At 59.4% G+C, this 25,031-nt stretch carries 20 protein-coding genes and 3 pseudogenes; 12 read left to right on the forward strand and 11 right to left on the reverse strand.

What is annotated here, in order from left to right; all coding sequences use genetic code 11:
- Positions 1–300: 300 nt before the first annotated feature.
- The gene (pdxR, locus tag AB4099_RS32935) at positions 301–1,743 is read right to left on the reverse strand and encodes a MocR-like pyridoxine biosynthesis transcription factor PdxR (protein ID WP_441481174.1); all 1,443 of its coding nucleotides are present in this window, start codon (positions 1,741–1,743) and stop codon (positions 301–303) included.
- A gap of 152 nt (positions 1,744–1,895) precedes the next feature.
- On the opposite strand from pdxR (AB4099_RS32935), the gene AB4099_RS32940 reads away from it, so the two are divergent.
- Entirely contained in the window at positions 1,896–2,687 is a 792-nt protein-coding gene (locus AB4099_RS32940) for a creatininase family protein (protein WP_441481175.1), read from the forward strand.
- Positions 2,687–3,151, forward strand: coding sequence for a GNAT family N-acetyltransferase (locus tag AB4099_RS32945; protein WP_441481176.1), 465 nt, complete (start codon positions 2,687–2,689; stop codon positions 3,149–3,151). Before AB4099_RS32940 ends, AB4099_RS32945 begins: the two co-directional genes overlap by 1 nt.
- Positions 3,152–3,306: 155 nt before the next feature.
- Here the strand turns inward: AB4099_RS32945 and AB4099_RS32950 are convergent, their stop codons facing one another.
- A complete protein-coding gene (locus AB4099_RS32950; RefSeq protein WP_441481177.1) occupies positions 3,307–4,539 on the reverse strand; it encodes a benzoate/H(+) symporter BenE family transporter in 1,233 nt (410 codons plus the stop codon).
- Positions 4,540–4,651: 112 nt separating this feature from the next.
- Here AB4099_RS32950 and pdxR (AB4099_RS32955) point away from each other — a divergent pair, with 112 nt between their 5' ends.
- Both pdxR (AB4099_RS32955) and AB4099_RS32960 read left to right on the forward strand, forming a co-directional pair.
- Positions 4,652–6,142 carry a MocR-like pyridoxine biosynthesis transcription factor PdxR gene (gene pdxR, locus AB4099_RS32955; protein WP_441481200.1) on the forward strand — a complete coding sequence of 497 codons (1,491 nt, stop codon included), beginning with the start codon at positions 4,652–4,654 and terminating at the stop codon, positions 6,140–6,142.
- Positions 6,143–6,611: 469 nt separating this feature from the next.
- Positions 6,612–6,917: pseudogene (locus AB4099_RS32960) on the forward strand (integrase core domain-containing protein); the annotation flags it as partial.
- A 195-nt stretch (positions 6,918–7,112) separates the two neighbouring features.
- Here the strand turns inward: AB4099_RS32960 and AB4099_RS32965 are convergent.
- The 6 genes and pseudogenes from AB4099_RS32965 to AB4099_RS32990 form a co-directional block, all read right to left on the reverse strand.
- Positions 7,113–7,766 (reverse strand): annotated as a pseudogene (locus tag AB4099_RS32965) (3-oxoacid CoA-transferase subunit B); the annotation flags it as partial.
- Complete coding sequence (locus AB4099_RS32970; RefSeq protein ID WP_441481178.1) at positions 7,766–8,503, reverse strand: CoA transferase subunit A; 738 nt, start codon at positions 8,501–8,503, stop codon at positions 7,766–7,768. The pseudogene AB4099_RS32965 and the gene AB4099_RS32970, both read right to left, overlap by 1 nt.
- A 100-nt stretch (positions 8,504–8,603) precedes the next feature.
- Positions 8,604–9,374 (reverse strand): amino acid ABC transporter ATP-binding protein, encoded by a 771-nt coding sequence (locus tag AB4099_RS32975; RefSeq protein ID WP_441481179.1) that lies wholly within the window; start codon positions 9,372–9,374, stop codon positions 8,604–8,606.
- The gene (locus tag AB4099_RS32980) at positions 9,371–10,486 is read right to left on the reverse strand and encodes an amino acid ABC transporter permease (RefSeq protein WP_441481180.1); all 1,116 of its coding nucleotides are present in this window, start codon (positions 10,484–10,486) and stop codon (positions 9,371–9,373) included. The genes AB4099_RS32975 and AB4099_RS32980 overlap by 4 nt, the downstream gene beginning before the upstream one ends.
- A complete protein-coding gene (locus AB4099_RS32985) occupies positions 10,483–11,655 on the reverse strand; it encodes an amino acid ABC transporter permease (RefSeq protein ID WP_441481181.1) in 1,173 nt (390 codons plus the stop codon). Before AB4099_RS32985 ends, AB4099_RS32980 begins: the two co-directional genes overlap by 4 nt.
- Before the next feature lie 43 nt (positions 11,656–11,698).
- A complete protein-coding gene (locus AB4099_RS32990) occupies positions 11,699–12,718 on the reverse strand; it encodes an amino acid ABC transporter substrate-binding protein (protein ID WP_441481182.1) in 1,020 nt (339 codons plus the stop codon).
- Between the two features lie 561 nt (positions 12,719–13,279).
- On the opposite strand from AB4099_RS32990, the gene AB4099_RS32995 reads away from it, so the two are divergent.
- From AB4099_RS32995 to AB4099_RS33030, 8 genes and pseudogenes are all read left to right on the forward strand, one after another.
- Positions 13,280–14,044 (forward strand): GntR family transcriptional regulator, encoded by a 765-nt coding sequence (locus AB4099_RS32995; RefSeq protein WP_441481183.1) that lies wholly within the window; start codon positions 13,280–13,282, stop codon positions 14,042–14,044.
- 79 nt (positions 14,045–14,123) lie between these two features.
- Positions 14,124–15,002 (forward strand): beta-keto acid cleavage family enzyme, encoded by an 879-nt coding sequence (locus AB4099_RS33000; RefSeq protein ID WP_441481184.1) that lies wholly within the window; start codon positions 14,124–14,126, stop codon positions 15,000–15,002.
- Positions 15,003–15,017: 15 nt separating this feature from the next.
- Entirely contained in the window at positions 15,018–16,340 is a 1,323-nt protein-coding gene (locus tag AB4099_RS33005; protein ID WP_441481185.1) for an aspartate aminotransferase family protein, read from the forward strand.
- Positions 16,341–16,577: 237 nt separating this feature from the next.
- Positions 16,578–17,108, forward strand: coding sequence for a gamma carbonic anhydrase family protein (locus tag AB4099_RS33010; protein WP_441481201.1), 531 nt, complete (start codon positions 16,578–16,580; stop codon positions 17,106–17,108).
- A 609-nt stretch (positions 17,109–17,717) separates the two neighbouring features.
- Entirely contained in the window at positions 17,718–19,139 is a 1,422-nt protein-coding gene (gene leuC / locus AB4099_RS33015) for a 3-isopropylmalate dehydratase large subunit (RefSeq protein ID WP_441481186.1), read from the forward strand.
- A 7-nt stretch (positions 19,140–19,146) separates the two neighbouring features.
- Entirely contained in the window at positions 19,147–19,761 is a 615-nt protein-coding gene (leuD, locus tag AB4099_RS33020; RefSeq protein ID WP_441481187.1) for a 3-isopropylmalate dehydratase small subunit, read from the forward strand.
- Between the two features lie 113 nt (positions 19,762–19,874).
- Positions 19,875–20,294: pseudogene (locus AB4099_RS33025) on the forward strand (transposase); the annotation flags it as partial.
- 352 nt (positions 20,295–20,646) lie between these two features.
- Positions 20,647–21,198, forward strand: a complete 552-nt coding sequence (locus tag AB4099_RS33030; RefSeq protein ID WP_441481188.1) for an AAA family ATPase — start codon at positions 20,647–20,649, stop codon at positions 21,196–21,198.
- 515 nt (positions 21,199–21,713) lie between these two features.
- Here AB4099_RS33030 and AB4099_RS33035 read toward each other — a convergent pair.
- From AB4099_RS33035 to AB4099_RS33045, 3 genes are all read right to left on the reverse strand, one after another.
- Complete coding sequence (locus AB4099_RS33035) at positions 21,714–23,075, reverse strand: aspartate aminotransferase family protein (RefSeq protein ID WP_441481189.1); 1,362 nt, start codon at positions 23,073–23,075, stop codon at positions 21,714–21,716.
- A 76-nt stretch (positions 23,076–23,151) separates the two neighbouring features.
- Positions 23,152–24,210 (reverse strand): ABC transporter substrate-binding protein, encoded by a 1,059-nt coding sequence (locus AB4099_RS33040; protein ID WP_441481190.1) that lies wholly within the window; start codon positions 24,208–24,210, stop codon positions 23,152–23,154.
- Positions 24,211–24,258: 48 nt separating this feature from the next.
- A complete protein-coding gene (locus tag AB4099_RS33045; protein ID WP_441481191.1) occupies positions 24,259–25,026 on the reverse strand; it encodes an enoyl-CoA hydratase/isomerase family protein in 768 nt (255 codons plus the stop codon).
- Between the last annotated feature and the right edge of the window lie 5 nt (positions 25,027–25,031).

Genomic DNA, 25,031 nt, shown 5'->3' on the forward strand with positions numbered 1-25,031 from the left:
CTTTTCACGCAGAGCCCTGCACACAATCAGTCGTGATAGTCTGCATGCGTGCGCGATTTTCTCGGTGAGCATATTCGGGGCTTGCCGTACTCTGCCAGTCGAGCGTCGACTTGGCGCGCGGCTATGACGGCTCGAGGAGACGGGTTTTGTGCGTCAAGTTGCACAAAGGTGGTTGCGGTGACGATGGTCATGCAGCCTGTTTGAGGGCGGTTTTCTTGTGCTCTCAAAGGTCCTGCATGTTGAGGTATCGATTTGCCTTCACCTAGTTTGCGTTGGTTCACCTCGCGAGGTGACGGGACTTCAGTTATGCTTCTGTAGGGCCTTTGCAAAATGCATCAATGCATCTTCCATGTCTTGTGGGGACCGGGAGGCGAAGCCCATGAGCCAACCTCCGATTGGCATGGAGCCGAGTGTCAGCCGGCCGAGGCCTCGCAGAGCAATTCCTGAACGTTCCGCGATGGCGAGCGTTTCTGCCTCGTCGCGCGCGTACTTCAACCGCGCGGTGACGTGGAGTCCCGCCCGCGGCACATTGCAGGCCGCAAAGGAGCCTAGATGGCGCTCGAATGCTGCGACGAACAAATCGCGGCGTGCCTGGTATATCTGCCGCATCCGCCGGGTATGGGCGGTGAAATGTCCCTCCCTCATGAATTCGGCCAGCACCACCTGATTGAGCTTGGCGGCGGAACCGTCGATCAGCGAACGCCCGGTGACGAAGGCTGCTGCCAAGTGCTCCGGCACGACGAGATAAGCGATCCGAAGCCCCGGAAACAGCACTTTGGTCATGGTGCCGACGTACAGGACATTGCCCCGCGCATTCAAACTCTGGAGCGAGGCGATAGGCCTCCCATCATAACGGAATTCGCTGTCGTAATCGTCTTCGATAATCCAGGAGCCGTTCCTCTCCGACCAGTCGAGCAGTGATAGCCTCCTGTCGAGCGACATGGTGACACCAAGTGGATATTGGTTCGACGGTGTAACGTAGACGGCGCGAACCTGCCCCTCTGCCTTCGCGAGTTGCTCGATCACGAGTCCTTCGTCGTCGATCGATATAGGGAGCAGAGTGGCGCCGGCGCTTCGGAACGCCATCTGTGCACCGTAGTAGCCGGGATCCTCGAGGGCGATCAGGTCTCCGGGCGAGGCGACAAGCTTCGCTATCAAGCCGAGGGCTTGCTGAGAACTGCTGAGGACGAGAATCTGCCTGGGACTGACGGCGATCCCGCGGCAGGCTGCGAGGTAGTGCGCGATTTCCTCACGCAGGGGCAAATATCCTTGCGCTTCTGCGTACAGCAGTTCCGTGCGCGATTTCGTGCGAACCGCGCGTGCGGCGATGCGCTGCCAGCTTTGCAGCGGAAAGGCTTCTACATCCGGGAGCAAAGAGAAAGGCATCGGCCTGTCGCGCTCGACGACGCCACCACCTGCCGTGAGCGCATGCCCACGTTCGGAAAGCCCCGCGATCCCGCCGCCTTTCGCGCGCGCGCGGTGACAGAGCCCGGTGGGAGCAGTGCCGCGAGGCGCGACGAAGGTGCCGCTTCCCTGCCTTCGCACGACAAACCCCTCGAGTTCGAGCTGATGATAGGCAGCATCGACGGTTTCGCGGGCAAGGCCGGCTTGCTTTGCCAGCGCCCGGCTCGACGGCAGTCGCGCTCCACCTACGGCGTGTCCCTCCAGCACCAGAGAACGCACGGCATGTTGCAGCCGCGCTGCCAAAGACGCTGCAGGGGCGGCTGTTTCCAAGAGGGTCAACAGGATATCGCTCGTTGACCGCACCTGTGAAAGTGGCCTGGGCATGTTTCTGGAATTGGCTGAGCTCACCGGGTCAGTTCGCTCGTATACAAGCGGCCTTGGCGCACGGCAATGCCGGAGCCAGGACACCGAATCTACACGAAGAGGCTGTCATGCTATCTGATCTCCATTGGGCCGCGCGAACGGCCGAGGATCTCAATAATCTCGCGCAACGCGATGCGATCGTCGTCCTTCCGCTGAGTTCCACCGAGCAGCACGGCCCGCATTTACCGACAGGCTGCGACACCATCCTGACCGAGGCGGTCGCCGAGCGTATGGCCCGTCTAGTCTCGCATCATCGGCCGATCCTCATCGCCCCAACGGTCTGGATCGGGCTCGCTCAGCATCATGTCGCATTTGGCGGAAGCTTCAGCGTTTCCATGGCGACCTATCACGCCTTACTCCGCGATATTGTCACGTCGATCAAGACCGCGGGCTTTCGCAAGGTCCTGCTCGTTAATGGCCATGGAGGAAACATCTCCGCTCTGCATGTGCTGACGGATGCCCTAACGCAGGAAACAGAATTGGCTGTGGCGAGCACGACGTACACACTCCTTCCCAATCAGCAGCGTGCGCTGGAGGCGATACTTGAAGACCAACTGATTCTGCAGCATGCCTGTGAGGCCGAAACCTCGATGATGATGGCCATACGGCCTGATCTGGTGCGGACCCAGCGGTTGAGTGAGGCTTTTCAGCCCGGATACAGCAAGGGCGATGCATCGCCGCTGAGCGATCCATTGCTGCTCTGGACGTCCTTCAAGGCCTTCTGCCCGAGCGGCGTTCGTGGCGACGCCCGGCGCGCCTCGGCAGGGAAGGGTGAGCGTCTCCTTGCGGTTGCGGCGGAGCTTCTCGCCACGAAGCTTATCGCCGGCGAGCCGTGGAACAGGCAAGGAGGGTCTGCGTGATGGAGTGGGGTATCGTGATCAGAAGTGTCGAGCGACGCGATTTCGAGCAATGGCGGGTGCTTTGGGACGGCTATAACAGCTTCTACGGCCGAACCGGCGAGACGGCATTGGCCGACGACATCACTTTGAGCACCTGGGGGCGTTTTTTTGACTCCTACGAACCTGTCCGTGCTCTCGTCGCTGAGCGTGCCGGTGAACTCGTCGGTCTGACGCACTACATCTTCCACCGCAATACCACGATGATCGAACCGACCTGCTATCTCCAAGATCTATTCACCAGCGAGGCTGCGCGGAGCAAAGGCGTCGGCCGGAAGCTGATCGCGGGCGTCTCCGAGTACGCAGGCCGAGCCGGTGCTAGACGCGTCTATTGGCAAACCCATGAAAGCAATGCACTCGCACGCAAGCTCTACGACGATGTTGCTCTGTGTTCCGGCTTCATTATCTATCGTAAGGATCTGAGATGAGTCCGGAGCAGTGCCCATCACGAGAGAGAGGGAGACGATCGTAGCGTTCTCCCCTGAAGCTGCGCTGCACGCTTCTCGCTTGGCGAGGTCTTCCGTGTCGCTCCCGAAACGGAGAACATCATCGGTGCGACACGGGATGGGTGGATGCGAGGCCATCATTTCGCGGCGGCCTCGGCTCTGGTCAGCCCTTTCGGCTCACTGCGCGGCAGGCCGCCGTTCAGAACGAGATAGGCGACGAGCCCGATAACAAGGCCCCAGAATGCCCCGCCGATGCCAATCAGCTTGATGTTCGCGGCTGAGGCCAGGAACGTGATAAGCGCGGCTTCGCGGGACGTGGGATCGGCCATCGCTCCCGCAAGGCTGCCGCCGATCGTGCCGAGCAGCGCAAGGCCGGCCAGCGTGGTGATGAACGTCGCTGGAAAGGCCATGAAAACTGCGGCGAGCGTGACGCCGAACACCCCGACGAGCACATAGGAACACCCGGCAGCAATGCCTGCGATCCAGCGCTTCGACGGGTCTTCGTGCGCCTCCTTGCCTGTGGCGATCGCGGCTGTGATCGCCGCGATGTTAAAGGCATGGGATCCGAACGGGGCCATGACGAGGGAGCCTAGCCCCGTCACGGTGACGATCGGATTGGCGCTGGTCTTGAAGCCGTCGTTTCGCAGCACCAGCATCCCCGGCATGTACTGGCCGGTCAGCGTGATGAGGAAAAGCGGCAGCGCGACGGACAGGAACGCGTTCAGCGAAAACTCCGGCATGGTGAAAACGGGAGCGGCGAATTCCAGTTTCAGCCCCGACAGATCGACCCTGCCCTGCGCGAGGAGGAAGGTCAGTCCGAGAACTAAGATGCCGACTACGGCATATCGCGCGGAGAAGCGCTTCAGCAGGACATAAGCGATGACCAGCAAGCTGACGAGCAGCGGATCGACGCTCGCGCCGCCGAACGCGCCGATGCCGAATTGGAGCAGGATGCCGGCTAGCAGGCCTGAGGCGATACCCGACGGAATTAAGCGGATGACCTTCTCGAAATAGCCTGACAGCCCGAGCGCAACGAAGGCCGCCGCCGAGATCATGTAGGCGCCGACGGCCTCGGCATACGGCGTGGTGCCAAGCGCAGTCACGAGGAAGGCAGCCGCCGGCGTCGACCATGCCGTGATGATCGGCTCGCGATAACGCAAGCTCAAGAGAATCCCCGTAAGCCCTACGCCGATCGAAACCGACCAGACCCAGGATGCAGTGAACTCCGGGCTTAGCCCGGCGACCTTCGCCGCCTGAAAGACGAGGATGAAGGTGCCGCCATAGTTGACGATAACGGAGATCAGGCCGGCGACGGCTGGATGGGTCAAGTCGCTCAAGCGAATGGGTGATGGTACAGAACGGGGCGACATGATCCTAAAAAATCTCCTGAAAGTCGGGGCGTGGAACCGACAAGCCGGATTGACACATACCCGATCAATGGCCCGGTATTCCCACCCATTTCATTCAAGAAGGCCATACCATTTGTTCAGGCATTCCCAACTGGAATCCGTGAAAGCGTGGATCGCCCACCCCGCTCATGCGGCGATGTCGCTTCATGTACGAATCCAGCGAGGCATCCGGCAAATGATCGTCAATGGCGCGCTCGGGCCGGGAAAGCCCCTTCCCGCCTCGCGCGCGCTCGCCACGTCGCTGGGAGTGTCGCGCGATACGATCGAAGCGGCCTACGCCAAACTGCATGCCGAAGGCTTTATCGACCGCCGCGTCGGGAGCGGCAGCTTCGTGGCGCAGATGACGGAGTTTGCGCCCGGCCATCGTCGGTCTCGGCGGGATGCGCTGCTACGCCGTCAGGCTCCGAAACTCAGCCAACGCGGCAACGCCATGTTCAGCAGTGGCGGCGTGCGCGAAGCGCTTTCACCTCGGCCGTTCTCGCCTGGCGTGCCGGAAACCCGCACCTTTCCGCTTCAGCTTTGGGAGAAGCTGGAGCGGCAGGTGCGCAGGGAGGTCGGTACTCAGGTTCTGACGCACGGCGATCCTCAGGGAACCGAAGCGCTGCGCCGTGCCATCGCCGACTACGTGAACCTCGAGCGCGGCGCGCATGCCACGGCCGACCGGGTGCTGATTCTGACCAGTTCGCAGCAGGCCATGATGTTGTGTGCGAACATGCTGCTCGACCCCGGCGACCGGATCTTCATAGAGGACCCGGCCTATCACGGCGCACGCAAGACGTTCGATGCGGCAGGCCTGGAATGCATCCCGATCCGGGTCGACCGGCAAGGCATTGTCGTTGAACAGATCCTGGCCGAGCCGCGCAACACGAAAGCCGTTTCCCTGACGCCGTCCCACCAATTTCCGACCGGCGCGACACTGGTCCTGGAACGACGTCTGGCTCTGATCGAATGGGCGGCCCGACATAAGGCCTGGATCATCGAGGACGACTACGACAGCGAATTCCACTATGTCGGCAAGCCAACGGCATGCATACAGGGGCTCGATCCCCATGACCGGACGATCTACATCGGCACTTTCACCAAATCGCTCTTTCCAGGCCTGCGGATCGGGTATGCGGTGCTGCCGCCGCAACTCGTGGAGTCGATGACCGTCGCGCGCACGCTCATCGACGGTCACTCCGCCCCGATGGCGCAACTGACGCTGGCCCGTTTCATGGAAGGTGGGCATTTCGGCGCCTATGTCCGCACCATGCGAGGCATCTATGCGCAGCGCCTGGATGCGCTTGCCGATCTTGTCCAGAAGCACCTGTCGGACTTTATCGAACCGCGCATTCCCGTCGGCGGGCTGCAGATGCCCTGCCGGCTGATCTGCGACTTGTCCGAACGCGTCGTCGTCGATGCAGGGCGGCGCGTCGGCATCGAACTTCTGGGATTGTCGGCCCTTCACGCCACGGGCGATGCCGAAGCTGGTTTCCTGATGGGCTTTGCCGCCTACACGCCCACCGAGATCCAGATCGCGGTCATGAAACTGGCGAATGCATTTCGGACGGTGACAAACCCATAGCGCAATTCCGGTCAGTCGAATGGCCTGATCGATCTGTCGCGAGGAGCTTCTGGTCAACGCGAACAACTGCTCGGTCAGCAACGCTCCTGCTCTGTTGGCCGGAACGCCGAAGTCGAAACTTGTGGACGGCGACAAGGTCAAGAAGGTTAAGGGCGTGACGCCCGAGGCTATGGATAAGATCGATCGCGAACTGGCGCGCGCCCCCGTAATCGATGAGCTCCATCCAGGACACCTACGGCCGCGAGCACTTACAGCTCATGGTCGTGAAGGGATATCTCGGGAAGCTCCTCAGCAACGTTCGGATCGTGCATATCTGGGCAAGAACCGACCGTCGTTTCTGGACGAATTTCAGTCAATTTCAGAAACGAACTCGACCCTGGCGCAGGAGAAGGTCGTCTGAGTGCGGCACGTGTGGTCATGCATCACGCACACCAGACAGACAATCATGGCATTCCAATAGTGCACTTGACATGTTAGCATTCGATACGCCGGGCGCCTCGCCGAGGCCGGTATCGAGCCCTCTGTCGGCGGCGTCGGCGATTCTCATGACAACGCGCTCGCCGAGACGATCAACGGCCTCTACAAGGCGGAGCTCATCCACCGGCGCGGACCCTGGCGGAGCTTCGAGGCCGTCGAGTTCGCCACGCTGACCTGGGTCGACTGGTTCAACAATCGCCTTGAAACTCCCACTTTGGTCGGTCTAGTTTCCAGGGATCAGGTCACAGGGAGAATTGCATTTCGTCCCTGCAAGTGCTTCCGTTTTGCGGTTCCTTGACAAGCAGCTTGCTCGACGACGCAATCTCAAATGCATATTGCGTCGGCGAGACAATCTGATTCGACTTTAGGAGAGCCGTTCCATATCGCGGGAGAGCGGGACAGACCCGAGCGTATCCTCACCTGGTGGGATTTTCCGCTCCGCTGGGTCGTCGCCGACATAGATGTGCGGGTAATTGTTCCCTCGTGGCACCCCCAGCATCAGGAGGAACTCCGCGTGCGTCTTGGCGCTGATCTCATCGAGCGTTACGCCATCGGCCAGCTCGATCAGGCTCATGCCAGTACCGCCCTTCTTGTCGATTGAGAACACGCCGAGATCCGTGATCACCAGGTCGACCACACCCGTCCCCGTCAGAGGCAGCGTGCAGGCCTTCAGGAGCTTCGGATCCTCGGAGCCGTCCTTGCCCCTGGCCACATGCTCCATGACCACCACGACCCGCTTGACGCCGGCGACCAGATCCATGGCGCCGCCCATGCCCTTCACCATCTTGCCGGGGATCATCCAGTTGGCGAGATCGCCGCTTTGAGCCACCTGCATGGCGCCCAGGATGGACAGATCGATATGGCCGCCGCGGATCATGCCGAAGGAATCCGCGCTCGAGAAATAGCTCGTCGTCGGAAGCTCGGTGATCGTCTGCTTGCCGGCGTTGATGAGGTCCGGGTCCTCCTCGCCCTCGTAGGGGAAGGGCCCCATGCCGAGCATGCCGTTCTCTGACTGGAGTTGCACGCGCATCCCCTTCGGGATGTAGTTCGACACGAGGGTCGGTATGCCGATGCCGAGATTCACATAGAAACCGTCGCGCAATTCCTTCGCCGCGCGAGCGGCCATCTGTTCACGGGTCCAAGCCATCAGATCTCCTCCCCTGCGCCCGCCGGAATAGCCGCCTCAGGGTTTTTGCGGGTCGTTCGCTGCTCGATGCGTTTTTGCGGATTGGGCATATGCACGATGCGCTTCACGAAAATGCCTGGCGTGTGGATGCAGTCCGGATCGATCTCGCCCACCTGAACCAGATGCTCGACCTCTGCGATCGTGATCTTCGCGGCGGTCGCCATCATCGGATTGAAGTTGCGGGCCGTCTTCCGGTAGACAAGATTGCCCTCGGCGTCGCCCTTCCAGGCATGGACGAGAGCGAGATCGGCGAAGAGGCCGCGCTCCATCACGTACATCTCGCCGTTGAATTCGCGCACTTCCTTGCCTTCCGCGATCAGGGTGCCGACGCCGGTCTTGGTGTAGAAGGCCGGAATTCCCGCGCCGCCGGCACGGATGCGCTCCGCAAGGGTCCCCTGCGGATTGAACTCGAGCTCGAGCTCTCCCGAGAGATATTGCTGCGCGAAAAGCTTGTTCTCGCCCACGTAGGAGGAAATCATCTTCCGGATCTGGCGGGTTTCCAGAAGCCGACCGAGGCCCACACCGTCGATCCCCGCATTGTTGGAGATGAAGGTGAGGTCCTTTGCGCCCGATTCGCGGACCGCCTCGATCAGCGTCTCGGGTATTCCGCAGAGCCCGAAGCCCCCCGCCATGATGGTCACGCCATCCTTGATCAGTTCGGGAAGCGCTGCCCGCGCATGGCTGTAAACCTTATCCATCCATATCTCTCTGTATCAAGTTTCGGCTTTATCAGAAACAGTCATCGCTTGCCCTAGCTCGGGCGCAAAAATGCCGCGCCGAGGGCTGCCACCGTCAGTCTCAATGAGCGCCAGAGACGTGACTGAAAAACTCCTTGAGCCGTCCAGTGCGAGGCTGGCCGAAGATCACGTCGGGCGGCTCGTCATGCAGGATGCGCCCTCGGTCCATGAACACCATCCGATCGGCCACCGCGCGGGCAAAGCCCATTTCATGCGTTACACAGATCATGGTGATGCCGCTTTCTGCCAGCTCTTCCATGACGTCGAGCACTTCCTTGACCATTTCGGGATCGAGCGCCGATGTCGGCTCGTCAAATAGAAGGACTTCGGGTTGCAGGCACAGCGCCCTCGCGATGGCGACGCGCTGCTGCTGGCCACCGGAAAGCTCTCTCGGAAATTTATGGGCCTGATCGGCAATCCTGACCCTAGCGAGGAACTCGAGCGCCAATTCACGGGCTCGCGACTCGCTCAGGCCACGCGTCATCATCAGCCCAACCGTGCAATTCTCGACGACACGAAGATGCGGGAACAAATTGAATTGCTGAAACACCATACCGACCTTGCGCCGGACCATCGGTATGGTGCCGAGCCCATGGTCGACTGGGATATCGCCCACCCTGATGCGGCCCTGCTGAAAACGCTCCAACCCATTGATGCAGCGGATCAGCGTTGACTTACCTGAACCGGACGGTCCAAAAACCACGATGTGTTCGCCGCGTCCAATGGTAAGGTTGATGTTGTTGAGAACCTGGAAAGCGCCGAAGTGTTTGTGTACGTTCTCGAAGGTAACAGTTGGAGTCTTCGCCGCGGCTGTGGCATCCGATCCGCTCATGACTTTGCTCCGCTGGACTTAAGGTGGCGCTCGAGCTTCTGGCTGTACCAGGAAATTCCGCCGCAGAAGATGAAGTAAATCATTGCGGTAAAGATGTAAGCTTCGGCATATATTCCGTGCCATTCCGGGTCGGTGATCGCCGCGTTGGTGGTTCCTAACAAGTCATGCATACTGATGATGACGACGAGAGAAGTATCCTTGAAGGCCGCAATGAAAATATTAACAAGCGAAGGAATGGTCAGCCGGAACACCTGCGGCAGGATGATGTTGCGCATACTCTGCCAATAGGTCAGGCCTATTGCGTCCGCTGCATCGTATTGTCCCTTGCTGATTGCTTGCAGGCCGCCGCGCAGCACTTCAGCCATATAGGCGGCGAAGAACATGATGAAAGCAATCTGCGCGCGTAGAATTTTCGACACCACGAGTTTTTCGGGAAGAATGATCGGCAACATTAACGAAGCCATGAACAGGATACTGATCAGTGGCACGCCGCGGATCAACTCGATATAGGCAACGCAAATCCAGCGCACGACCGGCAGTTCAGATTGGCGTCCGAGCGCCAGAAAGATCGACAGCAAAAGCGCGAAAAGGATGCCGAATGCAGATAGCATCAGCGTCAATGGCAGCCCGCTCCACCGGTCGATCTCGACATACGGCAGCCCGAGGACGCCGCCGGCCATCAGCGCAGCGCACGCCGGAAGCGTGACCAGCCAGACAATGGCAAGCGTCCGCCCAGTGTGTGGGCGCCGCCAACGGCGCCAATCGGCCGTAAACGCCATGGCACCGAGGAATATCACCATGGCGAGCAGTGCTCTCCATTGCTCCTCGTATGGATAGCGCCCGAAGATGATCAGGCGTGCCTTGGCGTTGATGAAGGCCCAGCAGGCGCCCGAAGCCTGCGCGCAGATTGCGTAGCTGGCGTTTCCCCAGGTGCTGTCGAGAACTGCCCAGCGAAAAAACGCTGGCAGGATCGTCACGATGAGCACTCCGAAGACCAGCGTCAGCGTGGCGTTAGTGGGCGAGCCAAATAGATCTTTGAATAGGCCGGGCCCGATCTTCTTCAGGCGCATGCCCGTTGCCAGCGCCGCTGGCGTGACGTGATCCCGCGTCATCTAGCCCCCTTTGCCAAGATGGCGCGATTATAGACATTCATCAGATATGAGATGATCAGGCTGAATGACAGGTAGATCGCCATGATCATTGCGATCACTTCAATTGCCTTGCCGGTCTCGCTGATAATGATGGTCGCAACACGTATGATGTCCGGGTATCCGATTGCGACCGCCAAGGAGCTGTTCTTGACAACATTGAGATACTGACTGGCAAGTGGTGGAATGACCACGCGCAAGGCTTGTGGTAGAATGATAAGCCACATGATCGGCCCGGAACGCAGGCCGAGCGCCGATGCTGCTTCGCGCTGACCCAGCGGCACGCCCAAAATACCGCTTCGCACGTTCTCGGCGATAAAGGCCGCTGTGTAGACCGTTAGGCCGAAAAACACCGCTGTGAACTCTGGCGTGACCGACGCCCCACCGCTGAAGTTAAAGCCGGCGATACGTGGAACGTTGAGAGTCGCCGTCGTGGCGATCAACACCAGAATGGTGACCAGCAACCCGAGCGCAAGCTTGGGGCCGCGCAGCAAGCCGGATAGTTGCTCTGATTTCCATGTTCTTGCCGGCCGACGGAGCACCAATACAATGGCAAGCATCGTCGTTAGACCCGCCACAATCCAGGAATGCAGCCGATCCAGTTGCAAGGTGGGGAAATTGATACCCCTATTGCTCAGGAAGAGACCCTCGACCGGCTGAAAGGCTTGGCGCGGTAACGGAAAGGAACGAGTGATTATCACATACCAGAACAACATCTGGAGGATGAGCGGTATGTTGCGGGTGACTTCGACATAGCTGGCGGAAAGGAGGCGGGCGACCGGATTTGACGATAGGCGCATGATGCCAATGAGGATGCCGAGGACCGTGGCCGCGACGATGCTGAGGATCGAGACGGCAAAGGTGTTGGCGATGCCGGCATAAAGCGCGTCGAGAAATGTATCGCCGGCAACGAAACCGGTCATATTCTCGCCCATTTCGAACGAGGCGTTCTCCGAAAGGAAGCCGAAGCCCATCGATAACGAACTCTTGGAGAGGTTGACCGTCGCATTGCTGACGAAGAACCATGTCGCTCCCACTAACCCGAGAACGAGCGCGGCCTGCATCAAGAGACCTTGAATGGCCGGGCGCCTCCAGAGTGGAGGCGCGCGATACGTGTTAGGATATTTGGTCATCACGCACTCATGTTGGGCAGAACGGCTCGCCTGGATTGATGCGTTACCGCCAAGATGGAGCGAACAGGAGCCCGCCACGCTCGTAGAGGTCATTCATGCCGCGTTCGATCTTGAGCGCGGATCCCTTGCCGAGATGCTTGTCGTAAATCTCGCCGTAGTTTCCGACCGCCTTGATAACATTGGCCGTCCAATCCTTTGCCAAACCCATCTTTTCGCCAATGTCGCCTTCAACGCCCAGGAAGGTACGCACGGCAGGATCGTCGGACTTCAGCTTCTCCTCGACATTCTTTTGGGTGATGCCGAGTTCCTCGGCAGTCACTAACGCAAAATGCGTCCAGCGGATGATGTCGTTCCAGCGCTCGTCGCCCTCTCGCACCAACGGTGCCTCGTAGGACTTGGCGATCACCTCGGGCAGGATGACATGCGCATCCGGGTCCTTAAAGCGCGAGCGCGCGATCGCAAGCGCCGGCGTCTCGTGGGACATCGCATCGCAGCGTCCACTCTCGTAGACCGACTGGACTTGCGCGGTCTGTTCGATCGCGATCGGCTTGAACTTCATTTTGTTAGCGCGGAAGTAATCTGCAATGTAGCGCTCGCTCACGCTGCCGGCCAGCACGCAGATCGCGGCGCCATCTAGGTCTTTGACACTTTTCGCGCCAAGCTGCTTGTGAGCCATAAAGCTCTGGCCGGTATAGAAATTTGGCGACGTGAAGTTGACCTTGAGCTGAGTATCGCGGGAAATCGTATAGGTGATGCTGCGCGAGAGCACGTCGACTTCGCCCGATTGCAGCGCCGTAAAAGACTGATTGAAGGCGACCGGCGTGAACTTGACCTTGTCACCGTTTCCGAACATCGCTGCCGAGAACGCCCTACAGTAGTCGGTGTCGAAGCCTGTCCAAGCGCCCTTGTCGTTCAAATAGGAGAAGCCGGGCAGGTTATCGGAGACGCCGCATTTGATGGCGCCGGCGCCCTTGGCAGTTTCAAGCATGTCGGCGTGCGCCGCCATCGGTAAGGCCAGCGACAGCATAATGCCGCCCGCTAGGGCGAGGATTTTGTTTCTCATGTCGATCTCCGGTTGTCTGCTGGAAATTACATTTTAGCGGCCGTGATTGGCGGGGCCGCCCTCAAGCATGGCGCCTGCGATGATCGTTGCGCCGCAGCGAGCGGACGACAGATCGGCTCTGCGGCCTGCAAAGCTCAGGCGTAGATGTTTTAAACTGTCAGGTTCCCCCATCGAGACGATTGCCATCCGGAAAGGCCGCAGCCATTCAAGGGCACATTTTTCTCATGGCGATTGTGATCACAAACTAATTTTGAGCGCAAGCTGCTTTTCTTGTTTTTGAAAATGGGCGCCGCCGCCCTCTCCGCATCAGCGTCGCTCCCGGGAATCTTACTAGCCTCTGGCCGAACACTCCGATAATCCGTCTTGCGTGTCGCGCGGGTCGATTTGGGCGCTTGCCCACATACAACATCTCGTATATTGTGATCACAACAAACACCTGAGCCGGCGATTGGCATCGCCAATCGCCGGCTCAGAGAAGTATCACCTGCAGCACGCAAGGACCCGCTCCCTTGCGGGAGGCTACTGTGCTTCCTTGCGCTAAGGCCTCCAGGAGAGTTTTTGATGTCCAAACCAGAATCAGCGGTGCCCATGTCGGATGCTGACAGAGCGAATGCTCCAGCCATGGATTTCTCGTCGCCCTTTGTCAGCCTGACCTCCGTGACGAGGCAGTCCCTGAACGAGCAGGTCTACGAATCCTTGCACCGGGCGTTGGCCAGCGGCTATTTCGCGCCCGGACAGCGCGTGCCGCTGCGTGCCGTCGCGAACGCGCTTGGCACGAGCACCATGCCGGTGCGCGAAGCAGTCAAGCGCCTGGTGGCAATCGGCGCTCTCGAATTGCTGGAAAATCGTCGCGTACGCGTGCCTCTCGTCAGCGTCGAGAGTTACCGTGATCTGGTCGCCGCCCGTTCGCTGATCGAGGCGGCAGCGGCGGAGGCAGCGACCCAGTTGATGACCGACGAGACGCTGGAATTACTTGCCCGCAGGCATGGCGAGATGTGTGAAATTTCCACTCGGCCGCACAATGAGGAGAATGTCCGCGCCTATCTCGCCTGCAATCAGGCGTTTCACTTCCTCATCTACGGGGCGGCCGGCTCGCACACGCTGATCAAAGTGATCCAATCGCTGTGGATTCGGTCGGGCCCATTTTTCCACATCCTGCACAAGCAATCCTCCGATTGGCGCGGCAACGACAATCACGTCCGCATCCTTACCGCGATGCAGCGGCGCGACCCCGCCGAGGCGAGGGCCGCGGTCCATGCAGATATTGTCGGCTCCATCGATCACATCGTCGGCGACAGCCTATTTCAGGCGGCGAGCGATGACTGATTAACCCATCGCAGGCCGACCCTGCCCCTTCACTCCCAATTCTCAACACTCCACGCATGCCACACGAGAGGTTAGGCGAATGAGCCGAAAGATTATGATTAGTTGCGCAGTTACCGGTTCGGCCGATTCGCCCGGCAAGAATCCGGCCGTGCCGGTGACGCCGCAGGCTATTGCTGAATCAGCGATCGACGCTGCTAAGGCTGGAGCGGCGATCGTGCACATCCATGTCCGCGATCTGAAGACTACCCGGCCGAGCATGGACCTGGAACTCTATCGTGAGGTCACCGAGCGCATCCGCGACAGCGGCGTTGACGTAATTATCAACTTGACGACTGGCGCTGGGGGGCGCTTCGTGCCCGGCGCTGTCAACCCGCGGGAGGGTGGCGAAGGCACGTTTTTTTTCCTGCCTCACGAGCGCACACGCCATGTCGATGCGCTGCGTCCGGAGATCTGCAGCCTGGACATGGGCTCAATGAACATGGGCGATCAGGCGTTCTTGAACACGCCTGACCATTTGCGAACCATGGCCAACACGATTGCGAAAGCCGGCGTGCTCCCCGAGCTTGAGGTGTTCGAAGCTGGCCATGTGCTGCTCGCCCGGCGCCTCATCGAAGAGAAGCTGATCCGCTCCCCTGCCCTGTTCCAGATTTGCCTCGGGATATTGTGGGGGCAGCCGGCTACTGCGGAAGCGATGCTGTATATGCGCAACCTCTTGCCAGCAGACAGCGTGTGGTTCGCTTTTGGCGTCTCACTGCATCAGTTCCCGATGGCGGCGCAGGCGATCCTGCTGGGCGGCCATGTTCGCGTCGGCTTGGAGGACAACCTCTATCTCGCTCGCGGCAAGCTAGCCCCAAGCAATGCTGCGCTGGTCGAAAAGGCTGCATCGATCATCAACATACTTGGCCATACCCCTGCGACGCCGGCTGAGGCCCGCGAAATGCTGAAAATTGTGAAGTGATCTCTGGAGTCAGTCATGTCCAATGATACGATGAATGTGAGCCTGGACGCTGCGCTGCAAGAAGCGCAGGAGAACTTTGCGGACGGGAACCCGAAAAGCAAAGCAGCCCATGCCATGGCTACACAGTTCATGCCGGGCGGCAATACGCGTACGAGCCTGTTTCATCCGCCGTTTCCCCTGACGGTGGTACGCGGCGAAGGCCCGCATCTGTGGGATGCAGACGGCCACAAATACACGGATTTCCTTGGGGAATTTACCGCCGGTATCTATGGCCATTCCCACCCGATCATCCGAGTAGCGATCGACAAGGCTCTCGATGGTGGCATTAACTTCGGCGGGCACGGCCTGATTGAAGCTGAGTTCGCCGCTACGCTATGTGACCGTTTCCCTTCCATCGACCTGCTTCGTTTCACCAATTCTGGCACCGAAGCCAACATGATGGCGATCAGCACCGCGCTGGCAGTAAACAAGCGCAGGAAGGTGATGGTCTTTAACGGCGGCTACCATGGTGGTGTGTTTACCTTCCACCACGGTCATAACGCCATCAATGCACCGTTCGATTTCATTGTCGCTCGCTATAATGATGTCCGTGCGACGCAGCAGTTGATCAAGGACAATGCTTCGGCGCTTGGCGTTGTGATCCTCGAGCCGATGCAAGGCGGCGGCGGCTGTATTCCGGCAACGCGCGAATTCCTCGCCATGTTGCGCGAGATGACCAAGGAGCATGGCATCACGCTGATCTTCGACGAAGTGATGACCTCGCGGCTCAGTCCGGGCGGGTTGCAGGGCGAGCACGGTATTACACCGGACCTCACCACGCTCGGCAAATATATCGGCGGCGGCATGAGCTTCGGAGCGTTCGGCGGTGCGGCCAGCATCATGAGCCATCTCGACCCGCGCCAGCCGCAATCATTGCCACATGCCGGCACCTTCAACAACAATGCACTCACCATGGCCGCCGGCCTAACGGCGATGACCCAGATCTACACACGGGATGAGGTCAGCAGATTAAACGAACTCGGCGAAGAAACCCGGAAAACATTGAACGCCATCGCCACGAAATACGACGCGTCGATGACATTCTCGGGGCGAGGCTCGATGATGAACGTCCACATGACGACTGGCGAAATCCGAAGCGTCGAGGATGTTGCACGTGGTAATATGCGACTACGTGACCTGTTTTTCTTCGACATGCTTAAGCGCGGAATCTACATGGCGCGGCGCGGAATGATCAACTTGTCGCTCGTGCATGAGCAGCGCCATATCGATGCACTGCTGAGCGCAGTCGAGGATTTCGCCGTCACCCGCAGGCCGCTGGTCTCCACCAAGGCCGGTTGAGGAGTCGTCAAATATCCCGCGCCCGGCTTCACCTGGGCGCGGGTGACCCTATCGCGTCGGTGCGAAAAAGGAACTCCCGACGCCCCCCCCGCGACATAGCGCGGTTTCGGATAAGGGCCATTTAGCGAGGCGTGCTGAACCGCAGTCAGCGCGCGTAGATATCTTTCGACAGAATGACCGGCGTCATTGTGCCCGCTGTCCATGGCCACCCTCTTAGCTCACCAGAAGGATCCGCCTATGCCGCTCTATTCATTCGACGGAATCAGGCCCGAATGCCCGGGTGACGGCCAATACTGGCTTGCCCCCGATGCGCATGTGATCGGCCGGGTGCGCCTCGGGGCCGGGGTCGGAATCTGGTTCGGCGCGGTACTACGCGGCGACAATGAATGGATCGAGATCGGCGAGAACAGCAATATTCAGGAAACGTGCGTGCTCCACACCGATATGGGCTATCCGCTCACTGTCGCCGCCGGCTGCACTATTGGCCATCGCGCGATCCTGCACGGATGCGCCGTCGGCGAGAACAGCCTAATCGGCATGGGCGCCACGGTACTGAACGGTGCCAGGATCGGCCGCAATTGCCTAGTCGGGGCCAATGCGCTCGTTACCGCGGGCAAGGTTTTTCCCGACAACTCGCTGATCGTCGGCGCTCCGGCCAAGGCCATTCGTACGCTCGACGAAAAGGCGATCGCGCGGATCTCCAGCTCGGTGCAAGGATATGTCGCGCGGTGGAAACAATTTGCCGCGAGTCTGAAGCAGGTCGATTGAAAGTCGGCTGCGCCCTCCAGCTGCGGGAGCGGTGCCATGACGCAATCTGTGTACTCGGACGAGATCGATCGTGACCGTAATCACCTATACTAAGCGATTATCCCGGAAGTGCGCAACGGGCGGGTGTACACCGGCCCCTGGGCAACGCCGCGCTAAACACGTCGCTGTGGTAGGATTGGGCGGTAGGGCCCGCGCTGGAGACGAACTCGACGAGCAAGAAGCGGCAACGTCGGACGATCTAGAGCGTTCCCGCGAGACCTTCGGACTAACGGCCGAACATTCGGCCCATATTTTTGGCGGTTTCAGATACCGATCGGCGGCCGCTGATCCCGTCGATCCTCTAAGTGTTGCGGATCGCGCTGACGACATGCCGCTTTAGTGATCGTTATCCCCACGTTGTCGGCTTATAAAGATCTTCCCCAGCAATCAATCATGAAAACACGGTGTTAGTTCGTTCAATACGAACGGATATTTAAAAATATAAACTTTTCATAAGACGCATGTACGGCAAAGACCCTCAAGGTTCACGGGGTCTGGCGCCCAAGTAAACACTGGCACGAAACATAAAAATATCGGTCTCAATGCCTAAAAACCGGAAGGTATTTGCCAATGCACGCCGCAGCACGCACCTTGTACGACAAATTGGTCGATAATCATATCGTCAAATCCTTGAATGATGATTCCACCGAGGTCTTACTATATGTTGACCGTACGGTTCTTAATGAATACACAAGTCCTCAGGCGTTTTCAGGTATTAGAGAAGCAAATCGCAAAATTTGGCGAGCTAGCTCAGCACTGGGAACCGTGGATCATGTGAACCCCACCACTCCGACGCGCACTGCTGACATGGAAGACAGGAGTGCCGCTCGACAACTGGAGTATTTTGCCGACAATTGCCGGCTCTTTGGCATCGAAATGTACGATGCTTTTCATCCGCGCCGCGGCATCGAACACGTCGTAATGCCGGAGTTGGGGCTTGTCTTGCCGGGTACTGTAATCGCGGCTGGCGATAGCCATACGACAACATATGGCGCGTTTGGTGCACTTGGTTTCGGGATAGGGACCTCGGACATTGAGCATTTGCTGGTAACCCAGACACTCCCATATCGGCGGCTGCGCTCGATGCGAGTATTGGTGGATGGAAATTTGCCCACCGGAGTTACCGCAAAAGACTTGATAATGACGCTCATTCGGCAAATCGGAGCGTCTGGTGCTACGGGCTACGCAATCGAGTTTGCCGGTAAGGCCATCACCGACTTATCGGTCGAGGGCCGTATGACCATCTGCAACATGTCGGTAGAGTGTGGTGCCCGGGGTGCCGTGATCGCGCCGGATAAGCGGGTCTTCGACCACATTGAGGACCTCGAACGCGCGCCCAAAGGACTAATGTTTAATCGCGCAGTACAGCACTGGAAATCCCTCCATAGCGATGCTGATGCGATATTTCATAGGTCCGTCGACATCGTTGCTGCCGACATCAAGCCAATGGTGACATGGGGGACCAGTCCCGATCAGGCAATTCCAATCAGTGGCCGAATTCCTGATCCGTCACAGGAGCAAGAGCCCGGCCGGCGCCGGGACATGGAACGGGCGCTGGCATATATGGGCTTGCAGCCTGGAATGGCGCTGTCGGATGTCGCAATCAACCGAGCCTTTATTGGATCGTGCACCAACGCCCGAATAGAAGATCTAAGAGATGCGGCAGTAATTGTCCGTGGCCGACGCGTAGCAAAAAGTGTTCGCGGAATGGTCGTGCCGGGCTCCAATTCCGTGAAGCGGCAGGCGGAAACTGAGGGATTGGACAAGGTATTCATCGATGCCGGCTTTGAATGGCGTGGCCCCGGTTGCTCCATGTGCCTAGCGATGAATGATGACGTCCTCGCACCTGGCGAGCGCTGCGCATCTAGTACCAATCGAAACTTCGAAGGGCGCCAAGGTGTCGGCGGGCGCACTCACCTCATGAGCCCGGCAATGGTGGCCGCTGCGGCAATCGCAGGCCACCTCACTGACGTCAGTCAATTTCAATCCTGAGGGTGTCATGGATCCGTTCACACGTGTTTCAGGCGTCGCGGCGGCGCTTCCCGGATCGAGTATCGATACGGACGTAATCATGCCCAAAAAATTCTTGAAAGGTATCGACCGTGCAGGCCTTTCGCGCGGAGTTTTCCATGATCTCCGTTTCGGAGAGGCTGCGGAGAGTTTTGTCCTTAATAGGCAAGAGTGGCGGGACGCAAAGTTCCTTGTCGTCGGACCAAATTTTGGATGTGGCTCAAGCAGAGAGCACGCAGTCTGGGGGCTCTTGCAACTCGGGATCCGAGCGATTATCGGGACCTCTTTTGCGGGAATTTTCTTTGATAACTGCACCCGCAATGGACTGCTTGCACTAACCCTGAGTGACGGGGATATTCAAAGCTTGATGCTGCATGCCTCCGATCCAACGAAGAACCGCTTCGAGATCGATCTTGAAGGCCAGAAAATCTCATCTGGCTGTAGCTTGGAAATTAAGTTCGAGATTGATAGCCGTAGGAAACGCTCGCTCATGCTCGGCCTTGACGCGATTGGAGAGACGCTGCTGGACGCGCCACTTGTTCAAGAATTCGAACAGGCTTACTTCCTAGAGAACCCTTGGCTCGCTGGGGGCGTTGGTGCCTAATTCGGCCTGAGGTGTCGCGCTAAGGGACGGGAGAGCCGGCTCGGGAAATCCGAACAGCGCGGTTGAGTGAGTTTCTGCCTGAAGGCGGCATGGCGGCCGCGACAGGAGAGATCATGACGAGACGACCGCGGCGGAACCACACGCCGGCTTCAAGGCGAAAGTGGCGTTGGCAGCGATCAAGGGCAAGAAGACGCTGGCGGAGCTGGCCCAGCGGTTTGACGTCCACCGCGACCAGATCACGCAGTGGCGCGGCCAGCTTTTGGAAGGCGCCGTGGGTGCCTTCGGCTCGGACACCAGGGCCGAGACTGCCGCTCCGACGATCGACGTGAGATGCTGGAGAATGATTTTTTGTCCGGGGCGCTCGGAAAGGCGGGCCTTCTGAGCGCAAAGCGATGATCGATCGCCAGCACGATCTGCCGCTGAGCCGGGAAGCTCGTATGCTCGTGATCAGTCGGGGCAGCGTCTTTTATCTGCCCCGCGCTGTCTCGGTTGCCGGTCTGGCGTTGATGCGCCGGATCGACGAACTGCATCTGGGTCGGCAGACGCCCGACCAGGCCTACTTCAACGCGCTGCTGCCAATCCCGGTGGCGGCATAACCAGGGCCGAGATCCACTTAGCGACAGCCCCGAAACTGTTCAACCAAACCGAGCCAGCTCTCCATTTCCGGTCATCGGATATTATAGGTACCGCGCGATATGATTTGGCTGGAGTGCCGAAAAGGCGAATCACCTTTTCGTATTACCATCCCATCCGACTGGAATTGCAGTTGCTTCGCGCCTGAAGCCTGTACACTTTCGCCCCAGACGTTCCATCCCTTCTTCAATACTCAATATTAGCCGAACAGCCGCACCCCGGCCGTCCGGCGCCTATGGTCAGGAGATTTTCATGCCATCAAGCGAACAGGACTTCTTCGTCATCACCGGTGGCCCCGGCTCGGGGAAGAGCACACTGCTGGATCGGTTGGAGAAAAATGGCGTCCCGCGATCCGCCGAGGCCGGGCGCGGCATCATTCAGGATCAGTTGGCGATAGGCGGTTCCGCATTGCCATGGATGGACAGGGAGCTGTTCGCGGAACTCATGCTGTCCTGGGAAATGCGGTCGCACAGGCAGGCGACGCAACAGCACGCGATCGGGCGGATGCTATTCGACAGGGGTCTGCCGGACATCATTGGTTATCTCCAAGTGGAGGGGCTGTCCGTCCCTGATCACGTGCGACAGGCGAGCGAGCGGCTCCGCTACAATACTTGCGTTTTCATTGCACCGCCCTGGCCGGAAATTTATCGGCAGGATGCTGAGCGCAAGCAGGATCTCGATACGGCCCACAGAACCTACGAGGCAATGATCGCCGTATATACGGCCCTTGGTTACGACCTGGTCGAACTTCCTCGCACCAGTATCGAAGATCGCGCCGAATTTGTCCGCTCACTGATCGGCTGATTGATAACAGCCAGGGTCCGCCCAGCCGAAAGAGAATGAGAGGTGTGTGGAGGATTTCGCGACGGGCTTGAGGTCGAAAGAGAGGCTCTCGCTCCCGCCAGCATTTGGAAAATTTGCTTCAGATCGAAGCGATGACCGCTCCTTCCCAAAAAATCCGACAGACCTGAGGACTACAAAGCCAGTTTTTTGGCCCCGTTGAGTTCGATTGGCAGCGGGGCTCCATCGGCGTCGGGCATCAACCCTGCAAGCTGTCGGGTGCAATGTGAAGACCCTGGCCCATAGCGAGTTCTCCGATTCTTGCTTCGGGATCAAACATCTAACGCTAAAAATACGGCCTCAGGCCCGTTCAAGCGCGACCGCGACGCCTTGCCCGACGCCAATGCACATCGTGGCCACGTCACGACGACTGCCGGGAAGCGGGCATGACGTACCAGATTCGTTATAGTGAGTTCGTTTCGCAGTACCTTGGATACGGCGGAGCCAGAAGGCTTCGGACGTGTCCAACCGATTGGTGTCTACGGTGCTTTGGCAAAACGCGTAAAGCCGATATCACCCAAAGCAAGGCACAACCTGTCGATCAGTTCGGCGCACTCGCCTGAACTGATGGTCAATGCAGGCGCCAACAGAATGTGGTCACCCCGCTCGCCGTCGATGCACCCGCCGCCCGGGTAGGTCAGCAATCCGCGCTCCATCGCCGCCTGTTTGAATTTCGCGAAGACGCGGTGCTCTGGATCGAACGGTGCTTTGGTCGATCTGTCTGCGACGAGCTCAATCCCCAGGAAGAGGCCACGCCCCCGAATGTCGCCGACATTGGGGTGCTCCCGCAAAGCATCATCCAGACCGGCCTTGAGCTCTTCCCCACGGATCCGGGCCGCGACCAGGAGGGAGTGATCGCGGATATAGCGTTGCACTGCGTCGCCGGCAGCGCAGGCGGCAGGATGGGCCATGTAGGTGAAGCCGTGCTTGAGTTCACCGCTGCCTTCGGTCAGGGCGGCCTCGACGCGATCGCCCACGAGGACAGCGCCGATCGGCTGAAAGCCGCCTCCGAGTCCCTTGGCAACGGTCAGTAGGTCCGGCGCGACGCCGTCTTCCGCACAGGCATAGTGCCAGCCGGTTCGGCCGATGCCGCACATGATCTCGTCGAGGATCAGCAGCACGCCATGGCGGTCGCAAATCTCCCGGATTGTCTTGAGATAGCCTGGCACGGCCGGCACGGCTCCAAGAGTGGCTCCAACGACCGGCTCGCAAATGAAAGCGGCAACATTTGACGGCCCCAGCGCGAGTATCGCCGCCTCGAGCTCGTTTGCCGCCCGCCTGCCGTAGTCAAGGAGGTCTTCATCAGGCTCCCTAAGACGGTATTCGTAACAGGGGTCGATAAAGTGAGCGTCGAACAGCATAGGCGCGTAGACCTCGCGCCGCTTGACGTTACCTCCAACCGACAGGGCACCGAGCGTCGCACCGTGATAGCTCTGTCGGCGGGAGATAATCTTGGACCGCGAAGGTTCGCCGCGCTCGACCCAGTACTGTCTGGCGAGTTTCAGCGCAGCCTCTACGGCTTCGGAACCGCCCGAACAGAACAGAACACGAGAGAGTCCCTGCGGCGCCCCCTCGATTAGCGCCTCCGCCAGGCGTTCGGCAGGTTCAGATGTGAAGAAAGACGTGTGATAGAACGCCACCTGCGTCATCTGCCGACGGATCGCATCCTCGACCTCGCCATTGCCGTGCCCTAGGCAGGAGACAGCTGCGCCGCCCGATACCGCGTCGAGATATTCTCGACCTTCCGCAGTCCAAATCCGCAGGCCCTCGGCGCGGACTACTGTCTCGGGGATAGATCCGGGCTTTCGGTGGAGCACGCGGCTCGCATTCGTTGTAGGCATGAGCGGAACCGCTGGCTCTTTGTGCTTGGGCTAGGGAAAGAGGGCCGCCGGACGACGCCGCCGGCCCGAGGGGGCGTCAGGTCAGCAGCCACGTATTGAAGCGCTCAAGTGCGTCGGCGCGGTGCTGCCCCCACCACTTCTCATCCTGCTTGACCATGCCCTTCAAATTTTCCGTGCTCGACGGCAGCATCGCGGCGCGTTCCTTGGAGATGAATTTGTAGGCGTCGGTATTTGTCGGGCCATAGCTCAGGAACTGCGTGTAAGCGGCCTGACGTTCCGGGTTCGCGCAGAACTTGATAAACTGGCGGACAGTTGCAACGCGAGGTCCGCCCTTTGGGATAGCGAAGCCCTCGACCGAGTAAATTGCCTGGTTCCAGACGAGCTTGATCGGCGCCCCGCCATCGAGCACAGCCTGCGCTCGGCCATTCCAGATGGCAACCAGGTCGACCTCTCCGGACTGAATGATTTGGGCAGACTGTGCTCCTCCGGACCACCACACGGCAACATGTGACTTGATCCGGTCGAGGCTCTTGAAAGCCCGGTCGAGATCAAGTGGGTAAAGCTTGTCGAGCGGCACCCCATCGGCAAGCAGGGCCTGCTCAAGCGTATCGATCGGGCTCTTGGAAAGGCTTCGGCGGCCCGGGAAGCGCTTCACGTCCCAAAAATCAGACCAGGACTTCGGGGCATCGTCCTTAAAGCGGTCCGTGCGGTACGCAAACAGGGTCGCGTACATGTCGGTTCCGAGCCAATAGGGCGTGACTGCTTCCGGCAGCATGCCTGCGGTATCGGCCGCCGTAACCTCGAGCGGATCGAGCAGGTTCTGAGCCTGGAGGATGTCTCGAGCCGCCATCGTCAGGATCGAAGCGTCCCAAGTATAGGACTTGGTCTCGACAATGGCCTTAATCTGCGCGGTCGGCTCGGCCTCACGCGCGACATTGATCACGCGGATGCCCGTTGCCTTCTCAAACGGATCGTAAAAGGCTTTCCGGAAAGCTTCGCCATATGCGCCACCTGGATCGGCCACAGTGATCTGCTTGATCTGTGCCTGGGCAGTGCCTGCGCCAATTAGCCCCGGACCTGCAATGGCCGCGCCCAGCGTACCCTGCAGCATGGCGCGCCGTGAAATAGTCGTCATACTTTATCTCCCCTTTTTGTCTGGTTTGATTGCCAACACGGACGCGAGCTATTTCTGGCCCGCTCTTTGCCGGAAGAATGCCTCCATCATCCGGGCTGGCTCGCCCGAACCGTAGGATTCTTTCTGCATCACCTCGCCCGCGCGCAGCGCGTTGACGAAACCCGCCTCGGTGACCTCCCGGAATCGCGCCTTGTTGAGACGCATGGCGACCGGGGGCTTCCGGGCAAGTTCCTGAGCAAGCTCAAGCGCTCGCGGAAGGACGCGTTCTTGTTCGACCAGTTCCGAGATCAGACCGATCCTCAGGCATTCTTCGGCGGACATCATCCTGCCGGTGAGCGTAAGTTCGATGGTGCGCGAAAGCCCGATCATCTCGCGCATGATCCAGGGACCGAGCGTGCTGGCGATGCCCGAATTGATTTCGGGCTGCCCCATCTTCACCCCCGAATGCGCAATCCGGATATCCGTCAGGAGCGAGAACTGGAACGCGGAGCCTGCCGCGACGCCGTTGAGTGCCGCAATGAACGGCTTCGTGAGCGAGCGAACGAGCCCATACAAAACCTCCCATTCGGCGATCCAGGCTTTGCCGTCGTCTCCTGAGAAGCGCTTCGTCTCATTGAGGTCCTGCCCTGCGCTGAAGGCCCGCTCGCCCGCTCCGGTGATAACGATGGAACGGACGGATTCGTCGCATTCGAAAGCACGCAGTTTTTCGACGAGGGCGGCGCGCATAGGACCGTCCCAGGCATTGAGAACCTGAGGCCGGTTCAGCATGATCAGGCCGACGCCGTCGGAAACGGAAGAAAGGATCGTGTCGCTCATCACTG

This window comes from Allobosea sp. 2KB_26, from assembly GCF_052115715.1.
Classification (GTDB): domain Bacteria; phylum Pseudomonadota; class Alphaproteobacteria; order Rhizobiales; family Beijerinckiaceae; genus Allobosea.

Coding starts and splice junctions, on each gene's coding strand:
- AB4099_RS32940 (WP_441481175.1), top strand. CDS start 1,896: ATGCTATCTGATCTCCATTGGGCCGCGCGAACGGCCGAGGATCTCAAT.
- AB4099_RS32945 (WP_441481176.1), top strand. CDS start 2,687: ATGGAGTGGGGTATCGTGATCAGAAGTGTCGAGCGACGCGATTTCGAG.
- AB4099_RS32950 (WP_441481177.1), bottom strand. CDS start 4,539: ATGTCGCCCCGTTCTGTACCATCACCCATTCGCTTGAGCGACTTGACC.
- AB4099_RS32970 (WP_441481178.1), bottom strand. CDS start 8,503: ATGGATAAGGTTTACAGCCATGCGCGGGCAGCGCTTCCCGAACTGATC.
- AB4099_RS32975 (WP_441481179.1), bottom strand. CDS start 9,374: ATGAGCGGATCGGATGCCACAGCCGCGGCGAAGACTCCAACTGTTACC.
- AB4099_RS32980 (WP_441481180.1), bottom strand. CDS start 10,486: ATGACGCGGGATCACGTCACGCCAGCGGCGCTGGCAACGGGCATGCGC.
- AB4099_RS32985 (WP_441481181.1), bottom strand. CDS start 11,655: ATGACCAAATATCCTAACACGTATCGCGCGCCTCCACTCTGGAGGCGC.
- AB4099_RS32990 (WP_441481182.1), bottom strand. CDS start 12,718: ATGAGAAACAAAATCCTCGCCCTAGCGGGCGGCATTATGCTGTCGCTG.
- AB4099_RS32995 (WP_441481183.1), top strand. CDS start 13,280: ATGTCCAAACCAGAATCAGCGGTGCCCATGTCGGATGCTGACAGAGCG.
- AB4099_RS33000 (WP_441481184.1), top strand. CDS start 14,124: ATGAGCCGAAAGATTATGATTAGTTGCGCAGTTACCGGTTCGGCCGAT.
- AB4099_RS33005 (WP_441481185.1), top strand. CDS start 15,018: ATGTCCAATGATACGATGAATGTGAGCCTGGACGCTGCGCTGCAAGAA.
- AB4099_RS33010 (WP_441481201.1), top strand. CDS start 16,578: ATGCCGCTCTATTCATTCGACGGAATCAGGCCCGAATGCCCGGGTGAC.
- leuC (WP_441481186.1), top strand. CDS start 17,718: ATGCACGCCGCAGCACGCACCTTGTACGACAAATTGGTCGATAATCAT.
- leuD (WP_441481187.1), top strand. CDS start 19,147: ATGGATCCGTTCACACGTGTTTCAGGCGTCGCGGCGGCGCTTCCCGGA.
- AB4099_RS33030 (WP_441481188.1), top strand. CDS start 20,647: ATGCCATCAAGCGAACAGGACTTCTTCGTCATCACCGGTGGCCCCGGC.
- AB4099_RS33035 (WP_441481189.1), bottom strand. CDS start 23,075: ATGCCTACAACGAATGCGAGCCGCGTGCTCCACCGAAAGCCCGGATCT.
- AB4099_RS33040 (WP_441481190.1), bottom strand. CDS start 24,210: ATGACGACTATTTCACGGCGCGCCATGCTGCAGGGTACGCTGGGCGCG.
- AB4099_RS33045 (WP_441481191.1), bottom strand. CDS start 25,026: ATGAGCGACACGATCCTTTCTTCCGTTTCCGACGGCGTCGGCCTGATC.